Here is a 25,438-nt window from a genome sequence, read left to right as displayed (position 1 = left end):
ACCGGCTTGCTACGCAACCGGCTGATTTTTGCCCATTTCTAACTCGCGCAGTTTATCGGCCCGCCAAGCGGTGACGGCTACGACCAACAGCGTCATCACGCCCCCAAATACCACCGACCTCACGGTTCCCATCAGCCGCGCGGCCACGCCGCTCTCAAAAGCACCAATCTCATTGCTGGAGCCGATGAAAATATTATTCACCGCCGAAACCCGGCCCTTCATGTACTCCGGGGTGAAGGTGTGAATCAAAGTGGAGCGCACAATGACCGAAACGGAATCAAATACCCCCGTCAAGAACAAGAGGCCTAGCGACAGGTAAAAGTTTTTGGACAACGCAAACCCGATGGTGGCCGCGCCAAATCCCGCCACAGCCCAGAGTAGCTTGCGGCCCGCGTGCCGCCGCAACGGAAAGTAGGTCAGGAACACTGCCATCAGCACCGAGCCAACCGCGGGTGCGGCTTCGAGGTGCCCAAACCCGGTGGGGCCCACTTTGAGAATATCGGCCGCAAACACGGGCAGCAAGGCCACCGCGCCTCCAAAAAGCACCGCAAACATATCCAACGACAGGGCCGCGAGCACCAGTTGGTTGCTAAAAATGAATCGCAGGCCGCTGAGCACGCTGTCTTTCAAATTGAGCCGCTCGCCCTCGGTTGGAGGCAGGGGCCGGCCGGCAATGCGCGCGAACTGGAACAGCGCCAGCCCCAGCAGCACCGTCGTGACGACGTAAGAATTGGCCACGCCCAAGTGCGCAATCAGGTACCCGCCAATGGCCGGGCCCAGTACCGACGACCCTTGGTATGTGGTGCTGTTCCAGGTAATGGCATTGGGCAAAAAAGCACGGTCGGGCAGCAGTTGGGGCATAAACGAGAACAGCGCGGGCCCCATAAAGCCGCGCGCAATGCCGCTGACAAAAATCACCCCATAGAGCGGAATGGTGTAGAGTGAGTCCTTCGCCAGAAAGCCGATGCCATACGGGCTGGCAAATCCTGCCAGGGCCGCCGCGCACAGCAGCAACACGGCCATGGCCGCCACCACAATGTTTTTGCGCCGCATCGAATCGGCCACGTACCCGGCATAGAGCGATACCACAATGCTCGGCACGGCCTCTGACAACCCTATCAGGCCCAGGGCGAGCGGGTTGTTGGTGAGCTTGAATATCTGCCAGCTCACTACTAACCCCTGCACTCGCGTGGCCACCGTCAGCAGGGTTCTGGCCGACACCAAGCGGCGGAAATCAGGCAGTCGCAGCGCGGCGTAGGGGTCGTGGGGAGCAGAGGAAGTAACCGGGTCGGAAGGAAGCATAGCGCACGAAAAGACGCCTTTACGACGACGGCACGCAAAGGTAGGACCAACGGCGGCTGGCGGTTAGGTCAGCAGGCAGCTTTCGCCTACATTGCAACCCGATACCCATCGTCCCTTTCACTTTCCGGCTTATGGTAGCTTTTGGCCTGGAAATTACGCCCCGCCCAGACCTGCCCGCCATCGTGGCGCGGTGGCAGCGCGAAATCACTGCGCAAGAACTTAAAGACGGGTACTTCGCAGTCCTCGACGCGGCCGATGAGCACCACTGCTGGCGCTGGCTGCTCGACCTGCGCCGCCGCGAGGAATTAACCAGCCCTGAGCTTGACGCTTGGCTCGAAACGGATTTTTTCGTCAAACTCCCCCACCGCTACACCGAACCGGTACGCCTCGCCTTTCTGGTTTCGCCGCTGCGGGCACTGCAAGCGCGGGCGGCCAGTTCCGTGGCCACCATCAGCAGCAACCAACGGCCCAATCAAGGCTACTACACGGCCTTGTTCACGGATGAAGCGGCCGCTTACCAGTGGTTGGCCCAATAGCGTATCAGACAGGAAGCTTGACGAATTGCATCTTTTATGGAAATATTTTATTTGCTCAATCTTTAAAAACAGGCAATGCAGCTGTTTTTTAAGAATGTTGCACGGACAGAGCAAAAAGATTTTGTCATTTCTGATTCTCGTCTATTGCGCATGTGCATTCTGCTTCTCTACATTTGGTCCGATTCTAGTGGGAAATAATCCCGACTAGCCGTCGCTCTCTCATTTTTTTCAGGTAACTGCATACTATTGGTCTAAAGCTCTACGTTCTCCCATTCCGTAGCCCTTTATGGACCTCTTGCAACCTAGCGACTCCGCGCTTATCTCGCTCTACCTGGCCGGCCAGGAATCCGCTTTCGCCCTTCTGTTAGAGCGTCATCGGAGCCGTGCTTACACCACCATTCTGCTCATCGTGCGCGATGAGGACTTGGCGGAGGACCTGTTGCAGGACACGTTCATCAAGGCCATCCACACCCTCAAGAGTGGCCGCTACAACGAAGAAGGCAAGTTCGCGCCCTGGATTTGCCGCATTGCTCACAACCTGGCCATCGATTCGTTCCGGCGCGGCAAACGGGTTCCGCACATCAGCCTCACCGACAACGAACGGCTGGCCAGTACGCTCACCATTGCCGACGACGGCCCGGACGATATTCTGGCCCGGGAAGAAACCCACACCCGCCTCCGGGCGTTAATCCAAGAACTTCCTGCCGCCCAGAAAGAAGTGCTGCTGATGCGCCATTACGGCGACATGAGCTTTCAGGAGATTGCCGACGCAACCGGCGTTAGCATCAACACGGCACTGGGGCGGATGCGCTACGCGCTGATAAACCTGCGGAAGAAGATGACCGCCAACTCTCTCCATTATGATTCAAACCTTACCCCATTCGACACTACTCCAGTATGTGTACAACGAATTGCCTCCTGAAAGGCAGCGCGAGGTAGAGGAGGCGTTGCAGCACGACCCGGATTTGGCTTCCACGTGCGCCGACCTCCTTTTGGCCCAGCGAGCTCTCGACGGCGTCCGTTGCGAGCCCCGGTCCCACACCTCCGAGGCCATTTTGCGCTACTCGCGCACCTTCTTAGCCACGTCTTAAACCCTTTCGGTTTCCTGTTCCTGTCATTCCGGGCGCAGCGAAGAACCTGAGATAGCCGGTCCAAACGGCGCAATTCCTGCAATTGCGTTTCTTTGGCCGCTATTCCCGGCCTTCGCTGCGCTTGGGATGACAGTTGTTTTTTGCTGCTACCCTTCGCCATGCGCCGCGCCGACCGTTTTCAATACTTTCTCGATTATTTCACCACCAACTTTCCGGAGCCCAAGACCGAGTTGGCCTACGGCAACCCCTATGAGTTAATCGTGGCCGTGGTGCTGAGCGCGCAGTGTACCGATAAGCGCGTGAACCAAGTGATGCCCGCCTTGCTCGAGCAGTTCCCCACCGCAGCCCACCTGGGTGCCGCCGCCGCCGAGGACATTTTTCCCTTCATCCGCAGCGTCTCCTACCCCAACAACAAAGCCAAGCACTTGGCTGGCCTGGGCCGGATGCTCACCCAGGACTTTGGCGGCGAAGTTCCCAGCCAGATAGACGAGTTGCAGCGCCTGCCGGGCGTAGGCCGCAAAACGGCCAATGTGGTGGCCTCGGTCATCTACAACCAGCCCGCCATGGCCGTGGATACGCACGTGTTCCGGGTTTCGCACCGCATCGGCCTCGTGCCCAAAACCGCCACCACCCCGCTCGCCGTGGAGAAGGCGCTGGTTCGGCACATCCCGCAGGCAGCCATTGCCAAGGCCCATCATTGGCTGATTCTGCACGGCCGCTACATCTGCGTGGCGCGCACGCCCAAATGCAACATTTGTCCCTTGGCGCCCAGCTGCGCTTATTTCGAGAAAACCTTCGGGAAAGCCTTGGCCTACGAGCCCATTCCGACTGCGTAAACAATGCCTGCTTACCGCGTTACACCTGCGTTCAAACCAGAACTAGCACAACGCGGCATAACCTCAGCAATATCGGGTATAAAACGTTGCATGTTACACTGTAACATGCACTCCCGTCTTTATACTTTGCCAGCCGCTGCTTCTAATAATTGCTGCACCTGCTGGGCCATCTGCTGGCGGTCAAATGCTTCCACTGCCAGCGCTTTGCCTTTGGCACCTGCCACTGCGCCAGTTGCAGGTTCAGCCAACAGCTGGCGCAGCTTGGCAGCTAATGCTAGAGCGTCGCCGGCTGGCACGTACCAGCCGCAGCTGTGCTGCTCAACCAGCGATTTGGTCCATCCTTGGTTGGTCACGATTACCGGCGTTCCAACCGCCAGTGAATCATATAGCTTGGCCGGCGAGTTGGAATCCAACACCGGCAAGCCTAAAAACGATACCACCGAAACTTCCGCGAGCGCAAACCAGCGGAACACCTCGTGCCGCGCCTGCCCGCCTACCAGCCGAATGCGCCCCGGCCAACGGGCCGCCGCCGCCGCAACCAACGGTTCATAAAATCCATGCCCCAAAAACAGCCACACCGAATCAGCAGCGTCCGATGCCATATTTTCGGCGGCCGCGACCAGCGTGGGGATATCATTAGCTCGGCCGAACGTGCCGGCGTACAGAATAACCCGTTTCCCTTCTAAGTTTTGCTCCCGACGTAGTGCCGCTACTGCTCCAGGCGTGGCAAGCGCCGCCAACGCCAAATCGGTGCCGTTGAGTACCGTCGTGACTTTACCCGGTTCAATGCCCAAATCAATTATATAGCGCGACATATCGGGCGACAGCGGCAGGATATGTTGAGCACTTTTATAGAGGCGCTTCTCCATCTGGTAGAGTTGCTGCCGCGCCAGCGCCGTGGGCACCGCTCCCATGGCAATGGGAAACGAGGGCCACAAATCCTGCACCTCGAACACCCACGGAACGTTGCGCCAGCGCGCCACCTGCGCCGCCGCCCACGCCGCCGTCAGCGGCGTGCTGATGCCCCAGATGACGTCCGGCTTGTCAATTTTCAGGCCTTCGCGCACGGCCCAGGCCGCGTAATGCGCAAAGGCCAAAGCACGCCGGGCGGCGCCCATCTTGTTGTGGTAGGGCACCGGCGCTTCGCGGATTTCCACGCCAGCTGGCACCCAAGGAAATTCCTGCGTGAGCTGCTGTCCTTTCCAAGCCGGCGTAGTAAGGAGCGTTACGCGGTGCGTTTTGGCAATGTGAGCCAGCAGCGTGTAGTGCCTGCTCGTGGCCGGGCAGTCGGGGTTGGTGTGGTATTGACTGAAAACGGCGATGTGCATGCTCTAGCTACCTCAGTCATGCTTGGGCCGGTAGTGCGATTCGTTGAGAATACGCTGGGCATTCTTCTCCGCCATCAGCCGGCCCAGGCTCACATCGGGGTGCGTGGCCACGTACTTGCGCACGATTTGCAGGCCCACCCACTGCCCCACCCGACCGGGGCATGTCTTGTCAATTTCGGGCACGTTTGGCCGCTCGCCTACGTACTTCTGCAACAGAAAGGGTGTGGTGGAATAAAGCAGATTCTTTTCCAAGAAATGCCCCCAAACCCGTGGCTCGTTGGCTTCCAGCCCGTCCATTTCGCGGCTGGTGTAGCCCAGCAACAGCGAATCGGGCGTGCATGGCAGCACTAGGCTGGCAAAATACAGGGACTTGCCAGCGTGCACCATTGCATCGAGCATGGTGTTGGCCGTCAGTTCGTGGCGGTTGTATTTGGTTGATACATTCTGGGCCAGCAGGGGCATCAGGCCAGCGGGTGTGTAGCGGCGTAGCATGTACTGCGGCAGGTCGGGGCGCTTGCTGGCTTTGGGTCCCGCAAACCAATCCATGCTGAGCACCAGCAAGCTGTCGTTCACATAAATGTCCTTGCTCAGAAACCCGCTCACGTACGTCACGGCCGGCGGCGCGTTGAAATCGGGAAAATAGTGATGCACCCGGCGAAACATCTCGCCCAATTCACGGGAAAGCGCCGCGCTGTCCGGAAAGGCGGCGGCCGTTTCGCGGCCCAACTGCTGCAACGCTCCATTGGTGGCCAGTTGCACCAAGCCCGTAGCCAATTGCTGCTCCGTTGCCGGCTGCCGCTGCAAATAGTAGCGCGCAAAGGACGGATTACTCGCCATAAACTGCCGCGCATCAGCCGGCGATTTTATGGCGAAGAAAGCTGTTTCCAAACGCTTTATGCGCACCGGCACAGCCGGCGCGTCGGCAGCGGCATCGGTCCGGCAGCCGTCGGCGGGGCCGCTCTTGCAGGCCCCTAGCCCGAGACTCAGTCCGAAAAACAAGGGCAGCCAGCGCCGCCAGGCAAAATTATTCTTCTTCACGCGCGTTACTTTGGGGTAAAATTAGCCAAAACCCATTGTCCGTCGGTAGTTACCGGCCGCAGGGAGTTCATCTGCCTTTTATGAAAAAAATATTCCTTGCCCTGCTGGTATTCGCGGCCTCCATCACCACTGCTGCTGCTCAGGTTGAAATCGGCTTGAAAGTCTCGCCCTCCCTCAACAATCTCCGAGCCGAGTCGCCCAGCGATAAGGCCTTCAAAAACGATGGCAGCCAGTTTGGCTTCGGCGGCGGCCTGGTGGTCGATTACTTTTTTGGTGAAAACTACGCTTTCAGCACCGGCCTGCTGCTGGCGGGCAAAGGCGGCACCATCAGCTACCGGGATATTTCTGCTCCTTCCAGCAGCACTATGACTACTGCAACGCAAAAATTCAATATGCAGTACTTGCAAGTACCCCTCACAGTGAAGCTTTTCACCAATGAGATTGCACCAGATACGCGTCTCTACTTCCAGGTGGGTGGTTCGCTGAACGTGCCCATCGGCACGCGCATCAACAGCAGCAAATTTTACACCGACCCAGCCACCAACGGCGAAACCAAAGCCAGCGACCACGTTTTGTTTTTCGATGCCGATGCCCTCGCTGCTTTTGGTGTTGAATTTCAGCTAGCGAAAAGCACCAAGGTCTTCGGCGGCATCAGCTACAACCGGGGCTTGGTCAATATTGACCGTTACTTTGAAAAGAGCCGTGACTTCAACGACATTACCATCAAAAATAGCACCGTGGCACTGGACTTGGGCATTAAGTTCTAAGGCTTAATACTCTCGAAAGTCCGGCTACGAGAAGGGCCCCGCCGATTGCAGCATTGCAATCGGCGGGGCCCTTCTTTTTATCACAATCGTCTAATCGACAATCTCAACTTCGCGGTCCTGCAACCGGCTCATCGCCGCTGCCGAAGAGCGAAGCTGTATTTCCTCGCCTCGCTCGTCTTCAATGCGGTAGTCAGTTAGGCCCAAGCTGCTGTCCTTCACTACTTTTACCCATTTGTAGTACTTGAGGTACCACTTCATCTGGCGCGAAACCAGACCCTTGGTGTAGTAGGCGTGCAAGAATGGGTGCACCGACAGCGTAATGCCCGACTGGTTTTGATTTACCAGCAAGTCATCAATGCTGTTGTCGATATCGTCCGTCACTTGGATGGAAGCCGAAATCTTACCCGTACCGCCGCAAGTGGGGCACACCTCGCCGGTAATAATATTCTCGGCTGGCCGCACCCGCTGCCGGGTGATTTGCATCAGCCCGAACTTGGTAATGGGCAGCACCGTGTACTTGGCCTTGTCGAGTTTCATCACGTCGCGCACCGTGTCCTCCACCTTCTTACGGCTTTCAGCCGAGCGCATGTCGATGAAGTCGATAACGATGATGCCGCCCATGTCCCGCAGGCGCAACTGCCGGGCTACTTCTTTCGCCGCCAGCAGATTAATCATGAGGGCCGTAGCCTCCTGGTCGTTCTCCTGGTTGCTCTTGCTGCCCGAGTTCACGTCGATAACGTGCAGGGCTTCGGTATGCTCAATCACGAGGTAGCCGCCGCCTGGCACGGTCACGGTCTTGCCAAACAGCGTTTTGAGCTGTTTCTCAATGCCGGTTTGCTCGAAGATTTTGATTTTCGAGTTGTGTAGCTTCAACAAGCCGAGCTTATCGGGCGCGATTTTCTGCAGGTAGTCGCGCATCTCGTCGTACATCGTCGGAGCGTCCACCATGATGCTGTCGAACGACTCGTTCAACATATCGCGGAGCATCGACGACGTGCGGCCCAGTTCCCCTAGGACTTTGTCGTTCGGCTTGGCCGTGCGGAGCGTGCTGTGCAGCTGCTCCCACTTGGCCACCATGTCTTGCATGTCCTTGTCCAGCTCGGCCACTTCGCGCCCTTCCGCCACGGTGCGGATGATAACGCCGAAGTTAAGGGGCTTGATGCTGGCGATGAGCCGTTTGAGGCGGTCCCGCTCGGCTTTGCTTACAATTTTCTTGCTGACGCTGATGGTATTCGAAAACGGCATCAGCACGAGGTAGCGCCCGGCCATCGAAATGTCGGTGCTCACGCGGGGGCCTTTGGTCGAAATCGGCTCCTTGATGATTTGGACAACGATTTGCTGCCCTTTTTTAAACACGCTCTCCGCCTTGCCTACTTTTTCAAGCGGGGGCTCAAACGTGAAGTTTTCTAGTCCAGCCGTTGCGGCCCGGCCACTTTGAACCGTTCGTACCCACTTCGTAAAGGAGTTGTATTGTTCGCCGAGGTCGCCGTAGTGCAAAAACGCGTCTTTTTCGTAGCCGATGTCCACGAAAGCAGCATTTAGGCCGGGCATCACCTTTTTCACGGTGCCCAGGAAGATGTCGCCTACTGAGTAGTTGGTGTCGTTGCGGTCGAAGTGGTATTCAATCAACCGCTTGTCTTGCAACAACGCAATCCGCTCGCCTTCCTGAGTAGAATTAATGACTAATTCATTACTCAAAGCGTTGGTTTAGTTAAAGTAACCTGCCAGCTAGCCGCCGAAGCACTACCCTGAAACCGGCAAAGGGAAGCCAGAACCATAAGTTCTGGCTTCCCTCGCGAGCCACGGGAAAAGCACCCAGCGCGGCCACACCCAGGAGGCTACGTGAGAGATAGGCGGCTGGCTCCCTTCCCGTTAGGAAAACTGCCGGCCGCCGCTACGCCCCGTGAGGCTTACTTCTTCTTGTGGCGGTTCTTGCGCAGGCGCTTCTTGCGCTTGTGAGTGGCAATCTTATGACGCTTTCTTTTTTTACCGCAGGGCATGATGCTTGGGGGTTAAGTTGGTGGTTGAATGAATTGTAGCTATTTCAGTTTGGCAATTTCCTCGTCAACCGAAGCCGCCAAGGCCGGGTCGGCGCTGAGGCTTTTGGCGGTGAGGAACGCCGCTTTGGCGGCTTCCTTGGCACCGGTGCGGGCCAAGGTAACGCCGAGGTAAAACTGCCCGTTGACGTTCTTCGGATTGACTTTAACCAAGTCTTGGAAACGCTTCACGGCTTTGTCGAACTGGTTGCTTTGCACCGCCAGAATGCCCATGTTGTAAATGGCCTTTTCGTTGCGGGGGTCTGCTTCCAGAACTTCGCGCAAGATAGTAACACCCTGCACAGGGTTTTCGGAGGCCATGTAGGCCATGCCAAGGTTGGTTTTTGCGTCGAGGTTGCCTGGCTCTTTCTGCAGCACTTTCGCGTAAAGCTCCCGGGACTTGCCGCCCAGTAGCTTCACCCGCTCATCCGACGCCGCAAAGCTAAACGCTTGGAAGTAGGCATCCGCAGCCCGTTGCCAATTTTGGCTGGTGGGGCTGGCCAACGCTACTTGCTCCAAGTAATAGCCAGCGCTGTCGAACCGCTCCACGCTCTCGTAGCGGCGGGCCAAGGTAATGGCCACCGCCGATTGCGCTTCTGCATTTGGCGCTGCTTTGTACTGGGCCAGCAACCGCGCCAGTTCCTGCCGTTGGGCAGCAGTGGCCGTGGTGTGCGGAGCGGCAGCCGGAGCCGAGGGGCCGTGGTCGTGTCCGTCGTCGTCGGAGTGGGCACCGCCGTTATCCGTGGCGGTAGCCGGTACCGGTCCCGAAGAAGCCTCGGTTTTGGAGCCGTTGGTTTTGGAGCCGCCGCCGTCCCGGTTGGCAGTTTTGGCGGCGTCACTGTTCAGTTCGGAGCGGCTTTCTTTTGGCTTCAGAATGCCCTTGGGCAACACGTATAAGCCCCCGACCAGCGCAAGTGCGGCGGCGAGGACAACCAATTGATGAGAAGCAGAACTAGTAGTGGCCATGGCTGAAAAAAACCGGCCGCCGGGCTTTCCCTTGCGGAAAAGACACCGGCGGCGCGGCCGGTAATTCATTATCTGATAGTCGAAGGAGCGGCTTCCGGTCGGTTGCCCGATTGCGTAACAGTGGAAACCTGATTAAGTGTTCAGTAGTGGATTACTGCGCACATTTTTTCGACTATGGACGATAATTTAGGCTTTAGCAGCAACGGCTTTCACCTTCTTGCTGTTCTTGATTTTTGCCACGAAGGTCTTCGACGGCTTGAAGCTCGGGATGTAGTGCTCCTCGATGATGAGCGACGTGTTTTTCGAGATGTTGCGGGCTACTTTACGGGCGCGCTTCTTGTTTACGAACGAGCCAAAGCCACGTACATAAATGTTGTTGCCTTCCGTCATTGAATCTTTCACGACTTTGAAGAAAGCCTCAACAGTCATCAATACATCTGCTTTCTCGATGCCGGTCTTCGTAGAGATTTCGGCGATTACCTCAGCTTTAGTCACGTTGGTATGTTCCTTAGGTGGTTAAAAAAATACGTTTTTAGGCAAAAAATCCCGAATTCCAGCGTAAGCCCTTGCCCGGTAGGCGGTTCGCCCTTGAATTGGGGCCACAAAGGTAGCCCTCTTTTTTTGTTTTACCAACCCAGACCATGAAACAAGGTTTGGGCCCAAATTATTCGCTTTCAAAATTTTGACCAACGCAACTCCTCGGCCTTCCTTTCTGGCGGCCGCACTTCTGGCCTGGTATCCGCGGCACCATCGCGACTTGCCTTGGCGCCACACCCGCGACCCTTACGCCATTTGGCTGTCGGAAGTCATCCTCCAGCAAACCCGTGTAGCGCAGGGCCTTCCTTACTACGAAACCTTCTTGGCGGCATACCCAACAGTACAAGCGTTGGCGGCCGCTCCCGAAGCAGAGGTGCTACGCTATTGGCAAGGCTTGGGTTACTACTCTCGAGCTCGCAACATGCACCTTACCGCTCAGCAAGTTGTGGCCGAATACGGTGGCTTATTTCCCAGCACCTACGCGGGGCTGCTTCAGTTGCGGGGAGTAGGGCCTTACACAGCTGCTGCCATTGCGTCTTTTGCGTTCGATGAGGCCGTGGCCGTGCTCGATGGCAACGTATACCGGGTGCTGGCCCGCGTTTTTGGCTTGCACTCGGATATTGCGGCGCCCAGTTCGCGCAAGGAGTTCCAAGCCTTGGCCGACCAGCACATTCCCAGTAGCACCCCGGCCGATTTCAACCAAGCCATTATGGAGTTTGGGGCTATTCAGTGCACTCCTGTGAAGCCGGACTGCCTGTTTTGCCCATTGCAGAGCCAGTGCTGGGCTTTTCAGCACGGGCAGGTGGCCTTGCTGCCGGTGAAGAGCAAGGCCAAAGCGTCGCGCACCCGGTACTTCCACTACTTTGTGCTGCGCCACGGCGAACGAACCTACCTGCGCGAACGGCGCGAGAAAGACATCTGGCAGGGCCTTTACGACTTTGCGATGACGGAAACGACCGTCCCGGAATTGCCACCCGCTGAACTCCTGCGCCACCTCGACGCCTTAGGCGTGCAACTCGATACCAGCCAGGCCGCAGAACCCTCGTCGGCCTACCGCCACGTGCTCAGCCACCAAAAGTTGGAGGCGCGGTTTCACCCCATGGCGTTGTCGCATCCGTTGCCGGATACCACCTTGCGTGATTTGGGGCTGCGGGCTTACTCGGCCGATGAAATTGAGGCACTGCCTAAGCCTAAGCTGATTGTGAATTATTGCAATCAAAATATCTGACCTGCTGCCCTCCCACTCAAATTAGTTTTTCTTGCTCTTTACTTTAGCAAATGATTGGTTAATTTCAATTTAACTTCTTATATTTGAGGCAAGAAAAGCCGAGTGGCTCTTTTGATTCTGTATTTCCTAACGTGCATTAATATGGCCGGAGTGAACAAAGTAATTTTGGTAGGCAATCTGGGCAAAGACCCCGAAGTGCGGCATTTGGAAGGCGGCGTGAGCGTGGCTCACTTCACCCTCGCTACCAATGAGTATTACAAGGACAAGCAAGGCACCCGCGTGGAACGCACCGAGTGGCACAACATCTCGGCGTGGCGCGGCTTGGCCGACATGGCTGATAAATTCCTGAAAAAGGGGCAGCAAGTATACATCGAAGGCAAACTGCGCACCCGCCAGTACCAGGACAAGGACCAACAGACCCGTTACATCACGGAAATCATCGCCGATGAAATTTCGATGCTGGGCGGGCGCCCACACGGTGCCGCTGGCGCCACAACTGACGCCAACGGCCAAGCCGTGGCCGAACCGCAGCAAACGTTCCGGCAGGAACCGGAGCTGGACCAGTTGCCCTTTTAGTTGTTGACTGACGTTTTTTACGAAAAGCCCCGGCACTAGCCCGGGGCTTTTTTCGTTGCGACTGGCACAAGCCAACGGTTACCTTTGAAGCCTGGCCCGCTGACTGCAAGGCTGGCGGCGCATTCTTAGTAGAAATTCTGTGGTATTACTCCTGAAAAAAATCTCCGTAGTGGTGGGGGCGCTGGCATTGCTGACCGGCTGCTCGTCGGCTCCGGATTTCACGCCCAAGCCCAAAGGCTACAACCGCATCGACTTGCCGCCGCACAGCTACCAGCAGCTGCCCGGCGACCACCCGTATTCGTTTGAATACTCCAAGGAAGCCGTAATCAAGCGGGATTCGTCCTACATGGCCCAGCCCCACTGGCTGAACGTGTATTATCCCAAGCTGAACGCCAACGTGCAGATTACTTATATGGACGTGCAGCGCGACCGCCGCCTCTATAATAAGATGATGGAGGACGCGCGCAAGCTTACTGGCAAGCACGAAATCAAGGCTACGGCAATTGATGAGCGTATTCTTAAGACGCCCAGCGGCATTCGCGCGTCGGTATTTGAACTGCAGGGCGAGGTGCCAAGTCAGTTTCAGTTTTACACCACGGACAGCGCCAAGCATTTTCTGCGCGGCGCCCTGTATTTTCGAACGGCAACTGCCAACGACTCGTTGGCGCCCGTGATTGAGTACGTGAAGGAAGACATGGTGCGGATGCTCAACACGTTGAAGTATAAATAGGGATAGAAGAATGAGTAATTTCTTCAACACCCGGCTTGAGTTTCTGCGCACGGTGGGCAGCACGCAGCGGGCCCAATTGCTGGGGAAGGAGTTGGGCTTGTTTACCTACGGCGACCTGATTCAGCGTTACCCCTTCCGGTACCTGGACCGGACGCAGGTGTACAACGTGGCCGATTTGCACGACGACTTGCCTTACGTGCAGGTGAAGGGCATGCTCCGCAACAAAGAGTTGATTGGCGAAGGCCCCAAGCAGCGGCTGACGGCCAAAGTAGGCGATGGCACCGGCGAACTGGAATTGGTTTGGTTCAAGGGAGTGAAGTGGGTGCAGCAGTACACCAAAAACAACCAGGAATACATCGTCTTCGGTAAGCCGACGATGTTCAACGGCCGGCCGCAGATGGCGCATCCGGAGTTGGAAGAGGTGACCGAAGCCAAGCCCGGGCAGAGCTTTTTGCAGCCGGTGTACAACACGTCGGAAAAGCTTAAAAACTACCACCGAATTGACAGCAAGGCCATCATGCGGATGGTGGCCGAGATGCTTAAGCTGGCGCAATCGCACATTGTAGAGTCGCTCTCCCCGGCCTTGATTGAGCAATACGGCCTCATGAGCAAGCCGCAGGCGCTGCAGCAAATCCACTTCCCGCAAAGCCCGGAGCTGCTGGCCGCGGCCAAGTTCCGGCTCAAGTTTGAAGAGCTGTTCTACGTGCAGCTCAAGCTGCTGCGGCAGCGCGACCAGCGCAAGGTGACCCTAGCCGGCCAGATTTTTAATCAGGTGCCCACGCTGGTGGATTTCTACAAAAACCACCTTTCATTTGACCTGACGGGTGCCCAAAAACGCGTTATCCACGACATTTACAAGGACTTTTGCGCCGGGCAGCAAATGAACCGCCTGCTGCAAGGCGACGTGGGCTCGGGCAAAACCATCGTGGCCTTCATTGCGATGCTGATGGCCGCCGACAACGGGGCGCAAAGCTGCATCATGGCCCCAACCGAAATTCTGGCCGACCAGCACTATACCGGCCTGAAGGTGTACGCCGATGCGCTGGGCATTCACATTGGCAAACTCACGGGCAGCACCCGCACCGCCGAGCGGCGCGTGCTGCACGAGGCCTTGCGCAACGGCACCATGCACATGCTGGTGGGCACCCACGCCCTGCTCGAAGACGTGGTGCAATTCCGGAACTTGGGCCTGACCATCATGGACGAGCAGCACCGCTTTGGCGTGGCGCAGCGCTCCAAGCTGTGGCAGAAAAACCCCCACGTGATTCCCCACGTGCTGGTGATGACGGCCACGCCCATTCCGCGCACACTGGCCATGACGTTGTATGGCGACCTGGACGTGAGCGTGATTGACGAGTTGCCGGCCGGGCGCAAGCCCATTGTGACGGTGCACCGCTACGATGCCAACCGCCTGAAAGTATTCGAGTTCATTCGCGACCAGGTGAAGATTGGCCGGCAGGTATACATCGTGTATCCGCTGATTGAGGAGTCGGAAACGATGGACTACAAGGACCTGACGGATGGCTACGAGAGCGTATCGCGGGCCTTCCCGGAGTTTCAAATCAGCATCGTGCACGGGCGCATGAAGGCCGAGGAGAAGGACTTCGAGATGCAGCGCTTCATCAAAAAAGAAACCCAGATAATGGTGGCGACCACCGTAATCGAAGTAGGCGTGAACGTGCCCAATGCTTCGGTGATGGTGATAGAATCGGCGGAGCGGTTCGGGCTTTCGCAACTGCACCAGTTGCGCGGCCGCGTGGGCCGCGGGGCCGACCAGAGCTATTGCATCCTGATGTCGGGCTTCAAGCTGAGCAAAGACGCCCGCACCCGCCTTGAAACAATGGTTCGGACCAACAACGGCTTCGAAATTGCCGACATTGACTTGAAACTGCGCGGCCCCGGCGACCTGATGGGCACGCAGCAAAGCGGGGTACTCGACCTACTGATTGCCGACTTGGCCAAAGACGGCCGCATTCTCAGCGAAAGCAGGGCCGCGGCTCAAGCCTTGCTTACGGAAGACCCCAATCTGGAGCACCCGGCTAATGGCAACATCCGTCGTCACATCGAGAGCTTGCCCGCTACTGCCGTGAACTGGAGTAGGATTAGCTAAACGGAGTTTGGGATAATAGTAAAAGAATATATCGTCTAAAATAGATTGGCTAAAAGACCGATACCGTTTTGTTGTGAGTTGTCTTTTGTCTGATTCTGCTTGGCGGGGTCAGACGGAGTAACTTGATTTACGAAAACGACCGATGTATCGGGTAAAGCAGCAGGCTGAAGGGTTTGGGCAACGGCAGTGGTAGTGGGTTGCTTGGAAATTTTACCACCAATAATGAGGGCAGATAAGAGGGTAAATTTGAGAAGTGATTTCATAGTATAGTAGTGTATTGCCGGACAAAGGTACGTCTGAACCGGCTATCGGTAAAAAAACAGGTTAAAATGATGAAAATACTTCATCAAATGCACAATAAAAGCCATTGAGTGGGTATTCTCATAGGCAAGAATTGGGCCTTCTTTGTCAGCTGAACCTGACACGAAGTAAACGGCCTTCCTCTACGAATGTGACGGCAGCAGTGTTATGGTTAGAATACCTTTTTTTTAATCTCTTCCATTGGCGTTACCAGAAGGACGGTCAGGCAAGGTCACCAACGCTTCTAAATCGATACTTTTGAGCGATAACAGATTCTGGAATTTATTTTTTGAAGTTCAAATACACTTGCATTTTATGTTGCATCGCGCATTATTGGTTGGATTGATTGGCTGGGCAATAGGGGGATGCGCCATCCCGAGTATAGCCCAAAAAGTAAAATCGGTTCCCTTCAGCTATTTGCCCGAGCATGGCCCAGACCGCTACGACATGAGGGTGCCGCAGAAGACGCTCCCGTTGGCTGACGGTTCGAGCTTTGTGATTTTGGCTCATCAAAGCGCGGGCGGCTATGCCGTTGAACGCTACGATGCGGAACTCAAGAAACTGTGGAGCACCACCATTCCAGTAGGACCCGGCGAAACGCTGGAAGCATTCGGGCGCGGGCCACAGCAGGCGCTGGTTGTCCTTCATCAAAAGGGCGAAAGCAGCCAAACCCTGAACGCAATTACCGTCAACTTGGAAAGCGGCCAGAAAGGACCGGCCAAAGTGGTGATGACTGCCCCGGCCCGTGACCGCCGGTTGGGGGTTTCCATCTCGCCCGACGGCAACCGACTATTGGCCTTCCGGTATTTCACGCAGGGTGCACAAGTGAAAAGCATCGCTGCCACGCTGTTTGACCAAGGCCTAGCCAAGTTGCAGGAAAAAACCTATGATTTCCGCGACCAAGGCGACTTCTTCTCTCCCGCGGTGCACGTTGCCAACGACGGCACGCAGTACGTCACGATGGTAAGTGATAAAATGAAAAAGCTGACCGTTCGGCGCTACCCCGCCGATAAGTCACCGGAAATTAAAGTATTGGGGGTTCCCGTGGGAGGCACATTTGGGGGCCGGCCCGTCACCATTCGCGACGCCAAATTCAAGGTATTGAACGACGGCAGCCTGTACGCTGCCGCGCTGTGCGCCGACTACCAAACCGGCGAATATTACAGCCTGAAGGTGGTAAAATACGATTTTAGCGGCACCGGCGACATGAAGTTTTCGCCGGAATTCCGCTTTACGCCCACTTACCTGGCCGAAGTGAGCAAGGCCAGTGGCGTTGATGTGAAGCGCTTGGAAGACGTGTACCTGGGCGAACTGCTGCTGACTGCCGAGAAGCAGTTAGTAGTAGTGGCCGAAAAGCATTACGAAGAAGGCGGCGAGGCTTCCCCCGTGCACGCCCGCGAACTGCACGTGTTCGGCTACAACGAGTTCGGCCAACCTCTGTGGCACAGCATTGTAGCTAAGAATCAAATTGCCCCGGCTGTGGATGCCTATACCGGCATTGGCTTCCGGGCCGCAATTTTCGGCAACACCGTGCAGGTGCTCACCCTGGAAACTATCAATAAAAAGTCGGACCTCTACCTGCGGCGTATCAATGCCCAAACCGGTGTGGTGAGCCAGCCCGAGCGGCTGAAACTGAACGTTGCGGCAGACCAGCAGCTTGCTTACGTGAAAGACTTCACCACGTGGCTGGGTGAGAAAACCATCATCGGCGTGAGCCGGCCCAGCAAGAAGTCAGCCGCTTTACAACTCGAGAAAATACTGGTCAAATAAACCAGCAAGACTCCATATCAACCACAAAAAAAGGCCGCTCCTGAATTCAGGAGCGGCCTTTTTGCTTTGCAGAGAGAAGGCTAGAAGATGTATTCGTTGGCTTCAATCAGCTTGGCGGCCACGCGGCGGCGGGCTTCCTTCACGTTCAGCAACTCCGTTTTGGTGAAGCGCTTCAGGCCCATGAGCAGCAGGCGCTGCTCGTCGCCCTCGGCCATGCTACCGATGGCGTCTTTGGCAGCTTTCTCCACAATGTCCACGGCATCAGCCAGGTAGATGCGGGCGATGTCGGCTTCGGCGGCCAGGGCTTCTTCGCCTTTGGCAGCGGCTTCCTTCTCCACGCGCAGCAGCGTGCTTTCGGCGATGTACACTTTAATGGACATGTCGGCGATGTTCATCAGCAGTTCCTGCTCCTTGGCCAAGGTGGCCGTGAACTTCTGCACAGCTGAGCCAGCGACCATCAACACCGCTTTTTTCAGGTTGGCAATGGTTTTGAACTCCTTGCTGAACAAGCCGGTTTCCTCGTCTTGGCTCAGGCTCGGAATGCTCAGCAGTTCCTGTTGCACGGCCTGAGCAGGGCCCATCAGGTCGATTTCGCCTTTCAGGCCTTTCTTCAGAATCATGTCAACAGCCAGGAGGCGGTTGATTTCGTTTGTGCCCTCAAAAATGCGGTTGATGCGCGAATCCCGGTACGCGCGGTCCATGGGGTAATCGGCCGAAAAGCCGTAGCCGCCATAAATCTGCACGCCTTCGTCCACCACATAATCAAGCACTTCCGAACCTTCCACTTTCAGAATAGCGCACTCCACGGCAAACTCGCGAGCGGCACCGAGCAAGGCTTCGTTGGCGCCTTTGCCTTCGGCCATGAGTTGCTGCTCCATGCGATAGATGTCGGAGCCAGCGCGGTAAATAGCCGATTCTACGGCGTAAATACGCACCGCCTGCTGAGCCAGCTTGTAGCGAATGGCACCGAACTTCGAAATCGGCAGCTTGAACTGCACCCGCTCGTTGGCGTATTTTACGCTTAGGGTAGCGGCCATTTTGGTAGCGCCCAGGCAAGCGGCAGCCAGCTTGATGCGGCCAATGTTCAGCACGTTGAAGGCAATGAGGTGGCCTTTGCCAATCTCACCCAACACGTTTTCTTTCGGCACCAAGGCATCGGCGAAGAACACCTGACGGGTGCTACTGCCCCGGATGCCCATCTTATGCTCCTCGTTGCCGAGGCTCAGGCCGGGCGTATCCTTCTCCACGATGAAGCCAGTAAACTTGTCGCCGTCAATCTGGGCAAAGACAATGAACACATCGGCAAAGCCGGCGTTCGTAATCCACATTTTCTGGCCGTTCAGCACGTAATGCGTGCCTTCGGCGTTAAGCACGGCTTTGGTTTTGGCCCCCAAAGCGTCGGAACCGGAGCCGGGCTCGGTGAGGCAATACGCCCCCATCAGCTCGCCGCTGGTAAGGCCGGGCAGGTATTTGGCTTTCTGCTCATCGTTGCCGAAGTACAGAATGGGCAGCAACGCAATGCCCGTGTGGGCCGCAAACGCTACCGGGAACGAGTGGCCGCCGCCCACGCCTTCCGTCACGCGCAGGGCCGTGGGGAAGTCCATGTCCAAGCCCCCAAACTGCTCGGGCACGCTCACACCGAACAGACCCAACTGGCCCGCCTTTTCCATCAGGCCGCGCATGAGGCCTTCCTCGTGGTTGTCAAGGCGCTCAAGCACCGGCTGTACCTCAGCCGTCACGAAGTCCAGACAGGTCTGGTGCATGTAGTTCTGCTCCTCGGTAAAATCGGCCGGCGTGAAGACATCCTGTGCCTCAGTCGGTTTGATAATGAATTCTCCGCCTTTGAGGGGCGCGTGCTGCGTTACTTCCATGACGTTGGCTAGGTTAGAGGTGGGGTTGTAAAGTTAAGCGAATTGAGGCGAATTTGTTAGGCACGCCTACTACTTTGGGGAAAGAAAACCCCGAATGAGCGGGGCTTTCCGTTTTATTCAAAACGATTTGAAACTGTTGCCAGTTCGCAGGCAATCAGTCCAATTGGCTTTATTTCAACAGTTCATAAATACCGGCTACGCCCTGGCCGCCGCCCACGCAGGCCGTCACCATGCCGTACTTTTTGCCGCGCTCGCGCAACTCGTCGAAGAGCTGGATGCTGAGCTTGGCGCCGGAGCAGCCCAGCGGGTGGCCCAGCGCAATGGCGCCGCCGTTCACGTTCAGCTTCTCGGGGTCGATGCCGAGTTCGCGTACCACGGCCAGCGACTGCGAAGCAAAGGCTTCGTTCAACTCAATCAGGTCGATGTCTTCGAGTTTCAAGCCGGCTTGCTTCAGCACTTTCGGAACAGCTTTGATGGGGCCCATGCCCATGATGCGCGGGTCTACGCCTTCGGAAGCGTAATTCACCATGCGGGCAATGGGCTCCAGGTTCAGCTCCTTCACCATGCGCTCCGACATTACGAGCACAAAGGCCGCGCCATCAGAGGTTTGGGAAGAGTTACCGGCCGTGACGGTGCCGTTGGCCGCGAATACGGGGCGCAACTTGCCCAGGGCTTCTACCGAAGTATCGGCGCGGGGGCCTTCGTCGGTATCCACCACGTAGGAGCGGTTTTTCTTCTTGCCGGTGGCCTGGTCCACGTAGGTTTCCTCCACGGTCACGGGCACAATGCTTTTGGCAAACTTGCCGCCCTGAATGGCTTTGATGGCCTTCTGGTGCGAGTTGTAAGAGAATTCGTCCTGGTCCTGGCGGGTGATTTTGTAGTCGTTGGCCACGGCTTCGGCCGTGAGGCCCATGCCCATGTAGTAATCGGGGTGCTTGGTGGCCAAGTTGTAGTTGGGCACCGTTTTCCAGCCCACGGTGGGCACCATGCTCATGCTTTCGGTACCGCCCGCGATGATGCAGTCGGCCATACCGGCCGTGATTTTGCCCACGGCCATGGCAATGGTTTCCACGCCGGAACCGCAGTAGCGGTTCACGATGAGGCCGGGAACGTTGATGGGCAGCGCCAGCAGCGAAATCAGCCGGCCCATTTGCAGGCCTTGCTCGGCCTCGGGCACGGCGTTGCCGACGATGACGTCGTCAATGCGCGTGGGGTCCAGCGCGGGCACCTGCGCCACCAAATGCTTGATAACCGTGGCCGCGAGGTCGTCGGGCCGGGTGAAACGGAAGCCACCCCGCGGGGCTTTGCCCACGGCGGTGCGGTAACCTGCTACGATATATGCGGTGTTAGACATGTTGTTGTTGATTGTCATCCTGAGCGCAACGGAGGACCTTATCACGCCTGCGCTGCTGAGGTTTAAAACGCTAACAAAGGCTGCCGTGATAAGATGCCTCCTTCGTCAGCATGACAAATTGAGTTAGTTGCGTAGCGGCTTGCCCGTCGTCAGGATGCTCTGAATGCGCTCCAGCGTCTTCCGCTCGCCGCAGAGGCTGAGGAAGGCTTCGCGCTCCAAATCCAGCAGGTACTGCTCGCTCACTTCGGTCGGCGATGACAGGTCGCCACCGCACATCACGTAAGCCAGTTTATCGGCGATTAGCTGGTCGTGGGTCGAGATGTAGTTGCCCTGCTGCATGGCGTACACGCCGGTTTTGAACATGGCCAGCGCGCCCTTGCCGTGCACTTTGATGTTAGTTTTTGGCACGGGCTGGGTATAGCCGGCATCGGCCAGGTCGAGGGCGGCGGCTTTGGCAGCAGCGATGACGCGGTTGCTGTTCACCACAATTTCATCGCCCCGGCGCATGAAGCCCAGGTCAAACGCTTCAGCGGCGGAAGTCGAAACCTTGGCCGTGCTGATGGTCATGTACGTGTTGCGCAGCAAGTTGAATTCGGGCTCGCCCTCTTCGTACTTGGCCGCCGTGCGCAAGGTCATTTCCTTGGTGCCGCCACCGGCCGGAATCAGGCCCACGCCGAATTCCACGAGGCCCATGTAAGTTTCGGCTGCGGCCACCACCCGGTCGCAGTGCAGGTTGATTTCGCAGCCGCCGCCCAGCGCCAGACCGTGCGGCGCGCCCACCACCGGAATGCTGCTGTAGCGCATCCGCATCATGGCGTTCTGGAACTGCGCAATCATCATGTTCAACTCGTCGAACTCCTGCTCCAGCGCCTGCATGTACACCAAACCCAGGTTAGCGCCAGCCGAGAACTGCGCCCCGTCGTTGCCAATCACTAAGCCGCGGTAGCCGGCTTCAGCCATGTCGATGCCCTTCAGCAAGCCCTGGATAACGTCCTGGCCCAGCGAATTCATCTTGGAATGGAACTCCACGTTCAGGATGCCGTCGCCGAGGTCAATAATCGAAGCCCCGGCATTCTTCCACAGCACCTTGCCAGTGGTACGCAGATTGTCGAGAATGATGAAATTCTCCACGCCACGAATGGGCTGGTAGCTCTTGGTTTCAGCGTCGTAATACTCCTTGCTGCCAGCCGAGTTCACCTTGTAGAAAGTGGTATGACCCGCGGCCAGCATTTCGGTGACCCAAGCGGCAGGCTGCTTGCCCTCGGCCTGCATCAGCTCGATGCCTTTTTGCACCCCCATGGCGTCCCAAGTTTCAAACGGGCCCATTTCCCAGCCGAAACCGGCGCGAAGGGCATCGTCAATTTTGTAGAGCGCGTCGGTGATTTCGGGTACGCGGTTGGTCACGTAGGCGAACAGGCTGCCGAAGCTTTTGCGGTAGAATTCACCGGCTTTGTCCTTACCCGTCACCAGCACCGCAAAGCGCGGCGCCAGGGTTTCCATGGTTTTGGTCAGCTCCAGCGTGGCGAATTTCACCTTGCTGCTGGGCTTGTACTCCAGCGTGTTAAGGTCCAGCGCCTGGATTTCGGACTTGCCGCCTTCGCCTTTTACTTTCTTGTAGAAGCCCTGGCCGGTTTTGTCGCCCAGCCACTTGTTCTCGCCCATTTTCTTGAGGAACTCGGGCAGTTGGAACACGTCTTTGGCTTCGTCGTTCGGCAAGCCCTGGGCCAGGCCGTTGGCCACGTTCATCAGGGTATCGAGGCCCACCACGTCCGAGGTGCGGAAGGTGGCCGACTTGGCATGGCCAATAACCGGACCGGTGAGTTTGTCCACTTCTTCCACCGTCAGGCCCAGCTCCTGCATGATGCGCAGCACGTCCATAATGGCGAACACGCCCACGCGGTTGGCAATGAACGCCGGGGTGTCTTTGGCCAGCACCGTGGTTTTACCCAAGAACAAGTCGCCGTAATGCAGCAGGAAATCCACGATGGCTGGGTCAGTGTCCGGCGTCGGGATGATTTCGAGCAGTTTCAGGTAGCGCGGCGGGTTGAAGAAGTGCGTGCCGCAAAAATGCTTCTTGAAATCGTCGGAGCGGCCCTCCGTCATCAAATGAATCGGGATGCCGCTGGTGTTGCTGGTGATGAGCGTGCCGGGCTTGCGGAATTGCTCTACGCGCTCAAACAGGCCTTTTTTAATATCGAGGCGCTCCACGACCACCTCAATGGTCCAGTCGCAGCCGGCAATTTCCTTGAGGTTGTCGTCGAAGTTGCCGGTCTTGATGCGGCTGGCGTCGGCCTTGCGGTAGAGGGGCGAGGGATTTGAAACGATTGCGGCTTGCAGCGCGGCGTTCACAATGCGGTTGCGCACCGCTGGGGCCTCCATTTTCAAGCCTTTCTTCTCCTCGTCGGGCAGCAGTTCCTTGGGGGCAATGTCGAGCAGCAGCACCTGCACGCCGATGTTGGCGAAGTGGCAGGCAATGCGCGAGCCCATGACGCCGGAGCCCAATACGGCAACTTTCTTGATGGTTCTATTCATCCTCGGGTGGGGTGATTTGGTGGGGAAGTGATGGAATGGGGTAAGGAAAGCCGGCGGCCTACGCCGACGCTTCGTGCCGCAACGGTTTCAACTCAAAGCCCTCAAACAGGCCCTTGCTCTCAATCATGCTCGTAATCTGAGCCGTGACTTTGAAGAAAGTATCGAGCTGGCTCTGCGGTATTTTCTCGCGGATTTTCAGGTTGAAGTGCCGCACCGTTTGGCGCGAAACCTCTTTCTTCTCCAGCCCCAGCGGCGTCAAAAAAATGCGCACCGAGCGTTTATCCACGGAATCGGCCTGTTTATAAATCAGCCCTTTTTCCTCCATGCTGCGCAAAATCCGGGTCAGGCTGCGGGTTTCGAGGCCCAGCAGCGGCGCAATTTTGGTAGCCGGCGTGCCCTTCTCCTGGTCAATGTTCAACAGCACAAACCCAATGCTGGTCGTGATGTCGTTTTGCGCCGCCTGCGTGTTATACATCCGCGAAATGGCGTGCCAGGCCACTTTAATGTTGTAATCAACGGTTTCTTCGGGTTTCATATGCGAGGACTAAGAGCGGTAAACTTACGAAAAATTTGTTAGGCTTGCATACTAGTTTGGAATTAAAAAAGTTGGAAAACCCGGGCAAGTGCCGGATTCCCCAACTTTTAATTTGTGCACCCAAATTGCTTTCGCTGAGCGCTAGGCAACCTTGGTAATTGTGGCAACTACCGCTTCTCCGTTTGGCGGTACAGGCTTTCGATAATTTCCTTGTTATTCTCGGTAATGACCTTGCGCTTCACCTTCATGGTAGGCGTCATTTCGCCACTTTCTACCGTCCAGAGTTCGGGCAGCAGCACCGTGCGCTTCACCTGCTCCCACTGGGCGAAGCTTTGGTTGTACTTCTTCACCAAGCCTTCGAAGTGTGCCACCACCTTTTCGTTCTTGATTAGTTCTTCGTTGGAAGCCTCGGGCACGCCGTTGCGCTTGCACCAGCCGCGCAGGTCGGCAAACGAAGGGACGATGAGGGCGGAAGGGAATTTCTGGTCGGCGCCCACCACCATGGCCTGCTCGATGAGCGGGTCTTCTTTCAGCTTGCCTTCAATTACCTGCGGGGCTATGTATTTACCGCCCGAAGTCTTGAACATCTCCTTCTTGCGGTCGGTGATTTTCAGAAACTTGCCATTCACCAACTCGCCGATATCGCCGGTGTGGAACCAGCCTTCCTCGTCGAATTCCTTGGCCGTGAGGTCCGGCTTGTTGTAGTAACCCTTCATCACGGAGGCCGATTTGGTGAGAATCTCGCCATCGGGGGCAATTTTCACCTGCACCCCTTCCACCACCGGGCCCACGGTACCAATCATGTTATTCTCTTTCTGGTAGCCACCCACAGCAATTACCGGCGAGGTTTCAGTAAGGCCGTAGCCCTCCATCACGGGAATGCCAGCTGCCCAGAACACGCGAGCCAGACGCGGCTGCAAAGCGCCACCACCCGAAACAATGCACCGCAACTGGCCGCCCAAGGCTTCGCGCCACTTATTAAAGATAAGCTTATTAGCCAAGGCGAGCTGCGTATTATAGAAGAAGCCTTGGTCTTTCTGGGTGTCGTATTTCAGGCCCAAATCCAGGGCCCAGAAGAACAGGTTTTTCTTCACGCCTTCCAGCTCGTGGCCTTTGGCAACAATTTTATCATACACCTTCTCAAGCAGGCGCGGCACGGTGGTGAAAATCTGCGGCTTCACTTCGCGCAGGTTGTCGGCGATGACTTCCATGCTCTCGGCGTAGTAAATGCTCACGCCGTTAATCATATAGAGGTAGGTCACCATGCGCTCGAAAATGTGGCAGAGCGGCAGGAAGCTCAGGGCGCGGTCTTCTTTGGAAACGGGCACGGCCGGCTGCGAGCTGCGGCAGTTACTCAGGATGTTGTCGTGAGTGAGCATCACGCCCTTGGGGCTGCCGGTGGTGCCGCTGGTATAAATGAGGGTGAGCAGGTCACTGGGCTGCACGGCGGCCTTGAGCGGCTCCAGGTCGGCCACGTTGCCTTTTTTACCCATATTCAGCAATTCGCTAAAATGACGGGTACCGGGCAAATGATTAAAGGAGAAGATGTTTTCGGCTGGAATGTCGAGGCCAACCGTGGCCTGCTTCACTTTCTCCAACAGCGCACTATCCGCCACAAACACGGCGCGCACGCCAGCATCGGCAAAGATGTACTTGTAGTCTTCGACGGTGATGCTGGGGTACATGGGCACGCTCACAGCGCCGATTTGGGCGATGCCGAAGTCCGCCAGCATCCACTCGGGGCGGTTCATGCTGATGATGGCCACTTTGTCGCCGTGCTTCAGGCCGAGCGACACCAAGCCCAGGCTCACAAGGTTGGCTTGGTCCAGCACTTGCTGGGTGCTGGTGGGCACCCACTGGCCGTCAATTTTGGCGGCAAATGCGTCCGATTTGGGCGAATTGGCTAATTGATGGGGCAGTATATCAAAGGTGCGACGAACGTCCATGGGTGGGTTTTATTAGGCGGGCAGGTGAAATTCAGCTTAAATAAAGAGC

General features: G+C 56.8%; 22 protein-coding genes. 10 read left to right on the top strand and 12 right to left on the bottom strand.

The window, feature by feature from the left end:
* Nucleotides 1-9: 9 nt before the first annotated feature.
* Nucleotides 10-1,302: an MFS transporter gene (locus I2I05_RS03385; RefSeq protein WP_196280773.1), complete on the bottom strand. Its 1,293-nt coding sequence runs from the start codon at nucleotides 1,300-1,302 to the stop codon at nucleotides 10-12.
* Between the two features lie 131 nt (nucleotides 1,303-1,433).
* Here I2I05_RS03385 and I2I05_RS03380 point away from each other — a divergent pair, with 131 nt between their 5' ends.
* From I2I05_RS03380 to nth, 4 genes are all read left to right on the top strand, one after another.
* The gene (locus tag I2I05_RS03380) at nucleotides 1,434-1,838 is read left to right on the top strand and encodes a hypothetical protein (protein WP_196280772.1); all 405 of its coding nucleotides are present in this window, start codon (nucleotides 1,434-1,436) and stop codon (nucleotides 1,836-1,838) included.
* Nucleotides 1,839-2,124: 286 nt separating this feature from the next.
* Nucleotides 2,125-2,760 carry an RNA polymerase sigma factor gene (locus I2I05_RS03375; protein WP_196280771.1) on the top strand — a complete coding sequence of 212 codons (636 nt, stop codon included), beginning with the start codon at nucleotides 2,125-2,127 and terminating at the stop codon, nucleotides 2,758-2,760.
* On the top strand, nucleotides 2,738-2,929 hold the full coding sequence (locus tag I2I05_RS03370) for a hypothetical protein (protein ID WP_196280770.1): 192 nt from the start codon (nucleotides 2,738-2,740) through the stop codon (nucleotides 2,927-2,929). Before I2I05_RS03375 ends, I2I05_RS03370 begins: the two co-directional genes overlap by 23 nt.
* A gap of 158 nt (nucleotides 2,930-3,087) precedes the next feature.
* Nucleotides 3,088-3,765, top strand: coding sequence for an endonuclease III (gene nth / locus I2I05_RS03365; protein WP_196280769.1), 678 nt, complete (start codon nucleotides 3,088-3,090; stop codon nucleotides 3,763-3,765).
* 119 nt (nucleotides 3,766-3,884) lie between these two features.
* Here nth and I2I05_RS03360 read toward each other — a convergent pair whose 3' ends face one another.
* Both I2I05_RS03360 and I2I05_RS03355 read right to left on the bottom strand, forming a co-directional pair.
* The gene (locus I2I05_RS03360; protein ID WP_196280768.1) at nucleotides 3,885-5,093 is read right to left on the bottom strand and encodes a glycosyltransferase family 4 protein; all 1,209 of its coding nucleotides are present in this window, start codon (nucleotides 5,091-5,093) and stop codon (nucleotides 3,885-3,887) included.
* A 12-nt stretch (nucleotides 5,094-5,105) separates the two neighbouring features.
* Nucleotides 5,106-6,131 carry a gliding motility protein GldB-related protein gene (locus I2I05_RS03355; protein WP_196280767.1) on the bottom strand — a complete coding sequence of 342 codons (1,026 nt, stop codon included), beginning with the start codon at nucleotides 6,129-6,131 and terminating at the stop codon, nucleotides 5,106-5,108.
* A gap of 80 nt (nucleotides 6,132-6,211) precedes the next feature.
* Between I2I05_RS03355 and I2I05_RS03350 the strand changes: the two genes are divergently transcribed.
* A complete protein-coding gene (locus tag I2I05_RS03350; RefSeq protein ID WP_196280766.1) occupies nucleotides 6,212-6,898 on the top strand; it encodes a porin family protein in 687 nt (228 codons plus the stop codon).
* Between the two features lie 90 nt (nucleotides 6,899-6,988).
* Here I2I05_RS03350 and I2I05_RS03345 read toward each other — a convergent pair whose 3' ends face one another.
* The 3 genes from I2I05_RS03345 to I2I05_RS03335 all read right to left on the bottom strand — a co-directional run bounded on the left by I2I05_RS03345 (nucleotide 6,989) and on the right by I2I05_RS03335 (nucleotide 10,395).
* The gene (locus I2I05_RS03345) at nucleotides 6,989-8,596 is read right to left on the bottom strand and encodes an Rne/Rng family ribonuclease (protein ID WP_196280765.1); all 1,608 of its coding nucleotides are present in this window, start codon (nucleotides 8,594-8,596) and stop codon (nucleotides 6,989-6,991) included.
* 341 nt (nucleotides 8,597-8,937) lie between these two features.
* Entirely contained in the window at nucleotides 8,938-9,900 is a 963-nt protein-coding gene (locus tag I2I05_RS03340; RefSeq protein WP_196280764.1) for a tetratricopeptide repeat protein, read from the bottom strand.
* Nucleotides 9,901-10,086: 186 nt separating this feature from the next.
* The gene (locus I2I05_RS03335; RefSeq protein ID WP_046244842.1) at nucleotides 10,087-10,395 is read right to left on the bottom strand and encodes an HU family DNA-binding protein; all 309 of its coding nucleotides are present in this window, start codon (nucleotides 10,393-10,395) and stop codon (nucleotides 10,087-10,089) included.
* A 187-nt stretch (nucleotides 10,396-10,582) separates the two neighbouring features.
* On the opposite strand from I2I05_RS03335, the gene mutY reads away from it, so the two are divergent.
* The 4 genes from mutY to recG all read left to right on the top strand — a co-directional run bounded on the left by mutY (nucleotide 10,583) and on the right by recG (nucleotide 15,081).
* Entirely contained in the window at nucleotides 10,583-11,665 is a 1,083-nt protein-coding gene (mutY, locus tag I2I05_RS03330; RefSeq protein WP_196280763.1) for an A/G-specific adenine glycosylase, read from the top strand.
* A 141-nt stretch (nucleotides 11,666-11,806) separates the two neighbouring features.
* Nucleotides 11,807-12,241: a single-stranded DNA-binding protein gene (locus tag I2I05_RS03325; protein ID WP_196280762.1), complete on the top strand. Its 435-nt coding sequence runs from the start codon at nucleotides 11,807-11,809 to the stop codon at nucleotides 12,239-12,241.
* Between the two features lie 139 nt (nucleotides 12,242-12,380).
* Nucleotides 12,381-12,971: a gliding motility lipoprotein GldD gene (gene gldD / locus I2I05_RS03320; RefSeq protein ID WP_317192310.1), complete on the top strand. Its 591-nt coding sequence runs from the start codon at nucleotides 12,381-12,383 to the stop codon at nucleotides 12,969-12,971.
* A gap of 10 nt (nucleotides 12,972-12,981) precedes the next feature.
* Nucleotides 12,982-15,081, top strand: coding sequence for an ATP-dependent DNA helicase RecG (gene recG, locus I2I05_RS03315; RefSeq protein ID WP_196280761.1), 2,100 nt, complete (start codon nucleotides 12,982-12,984; stop codon nucleotides 15,079-15,081).
* 35 nt (nucleotides 15,082-15,116) lie between these two features.
* Here recG and I2I05_RS03310 read toward each other — a convergent pair whose 3' ends face one another.
* Complete coding sequence (locus tag I2I05_RS03310) at nucleotides 15,117-15,344, bottom strand: hypothetical protein (protein WP_196280760.1); 228 nt, start codon at nucleotides 15,342-15,344, stop codon at nucleotides 15,117-15,119.
* A 532-nt stretch (nucleotides 15,345-15,876) separates the two neighbouring features.
* Here I2I05_RS03310 and I2I05_RS03305 point away from each other — a divergent pair.
* Nucleotides 15,877-17,151 carry a hypothetical protein gene (locus tag I2I05_RS03305; RefSeq protein ID WP_196280759.1) on the top strand — a complete coding sequence of 425 codons (1,275 nt, stop codon included), beginning with the start codon at nucleotides 15,877-15,879 and terminating at the stop codon, nucleotides 17,149-17,151.
* 80 nt (nucleotides 17,152-17,231) lie between these two features.
* Here the strand turns inward: I2I05_RS03305 and I2I05_RS03300 are convergent, their stop codons facing one another.
* From I2I05_RS03300 to I2I05_RS03280, 5 genes are all read right to left on the bottom strand, one after another.
* Nucleotides 17,232-19,022 (bottom strand): acyl-CoA dehydrogenase family protein, encoded by a 1,791-nt coding sequence (locus tag I2I05_RS03300; RefSeq protein ID WP_196280758.1) that lies wholly within the window; start codon nucleotides 19,020-19,022, stop codon nucleotides 17,232-17,234.
* Nucleotides 19,023-19,191: 169 nt separating this feature from the next.
* Nucleotides 19,192-20,376: an acetyl-CoA C-acyltransferase gene (locus I2I05_RS03295; RefSeq protein WP_196280757.1), complete on the bottom strand. Its 1,185-nt coding sequence runs from the start codon at nucleotides 20,374-20,376 to the stop codon at nucleotides 19,192-19,194.
* A gap of 123 nt (nucleotides 20,377-20,499) precedes the next feature.
* Entirely contained in the window at nucleotides 20,500-22,908 is a 2,409-nt protein-coding gene (locus tag I2I05_RS03290) for a 3-hydroxyacyl-CoA dehydrogenase/enoyl-CoA hydratase family protein (protein WP_196280756.1), read from the bottom strand.
* A 58-nt stretch (nucleotides 22,909-22,966) separates the two neighbouring features.
* Nucleotides 22,967-23,443 carry a MarR family winged helix-turn-helix transcriptional regulator gene (locus tag I2I05_RS03285; RefSeq protein WP_092672544.1) on the bottom strand — a complete coding sequence of 159 codons (477 nt, stop codon included), beginning with the start codon at nucleotides 23,441-23,443 and terminating at the stop codon, nucleotides 22,967-22,969.
* A gap of 167 nt (nucleotides 23,444-23,610) precedes the next feature.
* Nucleotides 23,611-25,389 carry an AMP-dependent synthetase/ligase gene (locus I2I05_RS03280; RefSeq protein ID WP_196280755.1) on the bottom strand — a complete coding sequence of 593 codons (1,779 nt, stop codon included), beginning with the start codon at nucleotides 25,387-25,389 and terminating at the stop codon, nucleotides 23,611-23,613.
* Nucleotides 25,390-25,438: the final 49 nt, after the last annotated feature.

Origin of the sequence: Hymenobacter jeongseonensis (genome assembly GCF_015694725.1) — a bacterium.
Classification (GTDB): Bacteria; Bacteroidota; Bacteroidia; order Cytophagales; family Hymenobacteraceae; genus Hymenobacter; species Hymenobacter jeongseonensis.
This window is presented reverse-complemented; position numbering and strand designations above follow the sequence as displayed.

Coding starts and splice junctions, on each gene's coding strand:
- I2I05_RS03375 (WP_196280771.1), top strand. CDS start 2,125: ATGGACCTCTTGCAACCTAGCGACTCCGCGCTTATCTCGCTCTACCTG.
- I2I05_RS03300 (WP_196280758.1), bottom strand. CDS start 19,022: ATGGAAGTAACGCAGCACGCGCCCCTCAAAGGCGGAGAATTCATTATC.
- I2I05_RS03295 (WP_196280757.1), bottom strand. CDS start 20,376: ATGTCTAACACCGCATATATCGTAGCAGGTTACCGCACCGCCGTGGGC.
- I2I05_RS03325 (WP_196280762.1), top strand. CDS start 11,807: ATGGCCGGAGTGAACAAAGTAATTTTGGTAGGCAATCTGGGCAAAGAC.
- I2I05_RS03310 (WP_196280760.1), bottom strand. CDS start 15,344: ATGAAATCACTTCTCAAATTTACCCTCTTATCTGCCCTCATTATTGGT.
- nth (WP_196280769.1), top strand. CDS start 3,088: ATGCGCCGCGCCGACCGTTTTCAATACTTTCTCGATTATTTCACCACC.
- I2I05_RS03290 (WP_196280756.1), bottom strand. CDS start 22,908: ATGAATAGAACCATCAAGAAAGTTGCCGTATTGGGCTCCGGCGTCATG.
- I2I05_RS03350 (WP_196280766.1), top strand. CDS start 6,212: ATGAAAAAAATATTCCTTGCCCTGCTGGTATTCGCGGCCTCCATCACC.
- I2I05_RS03285 (WP_092672544.1), bottom strand. CDS start 23,443: ATGAAACCCGAAGAAACCGTTGATTACAACATTAAAGTGGCCTGGCAC.
- I2I05_RS03385 (WP_196280773.1), bottom strand. CDS start 1,302: ATGCTTCCTTCCGACCCGGTTACTTCCTCTGCTCCCCACGACCCCTAC.
- I2I05_RS03340 (WP_196280764.1), bottom strand. CDS start 9,900: ATGGCCACTACTAGTTCTGCTTCTCATCAATTGGTTGTCCTCGCCGCC.
- I2I05_RS03280 (WP_196280755.1), bottom strand. CDS start 25,389: ATGGACGTTCGTCGCACCTTTGATATACTGCCCCATCAATTAGCCAAT.
- I2I05_RS03360 (WP_196280768.1), bottom strand. CDS start 5,093: ATGCACATCGCCGTTTTCAGTCAATACCACACCAACCCCGACTGCCCG.
- I2I05_RS03380 (WP_196280772.1), top strand. CDS start 1,434: ATGGTAGCTTTTGGCCTGGAAATTACGCCCCGCCCAGACCTGCCCGCC.
- recG (WP_196280761.1), top strand. CDS start 12,982: ATGAGTAATTTCTTCAACACCCGGCTTGAGTTTCTGCGCACGGTGGGC.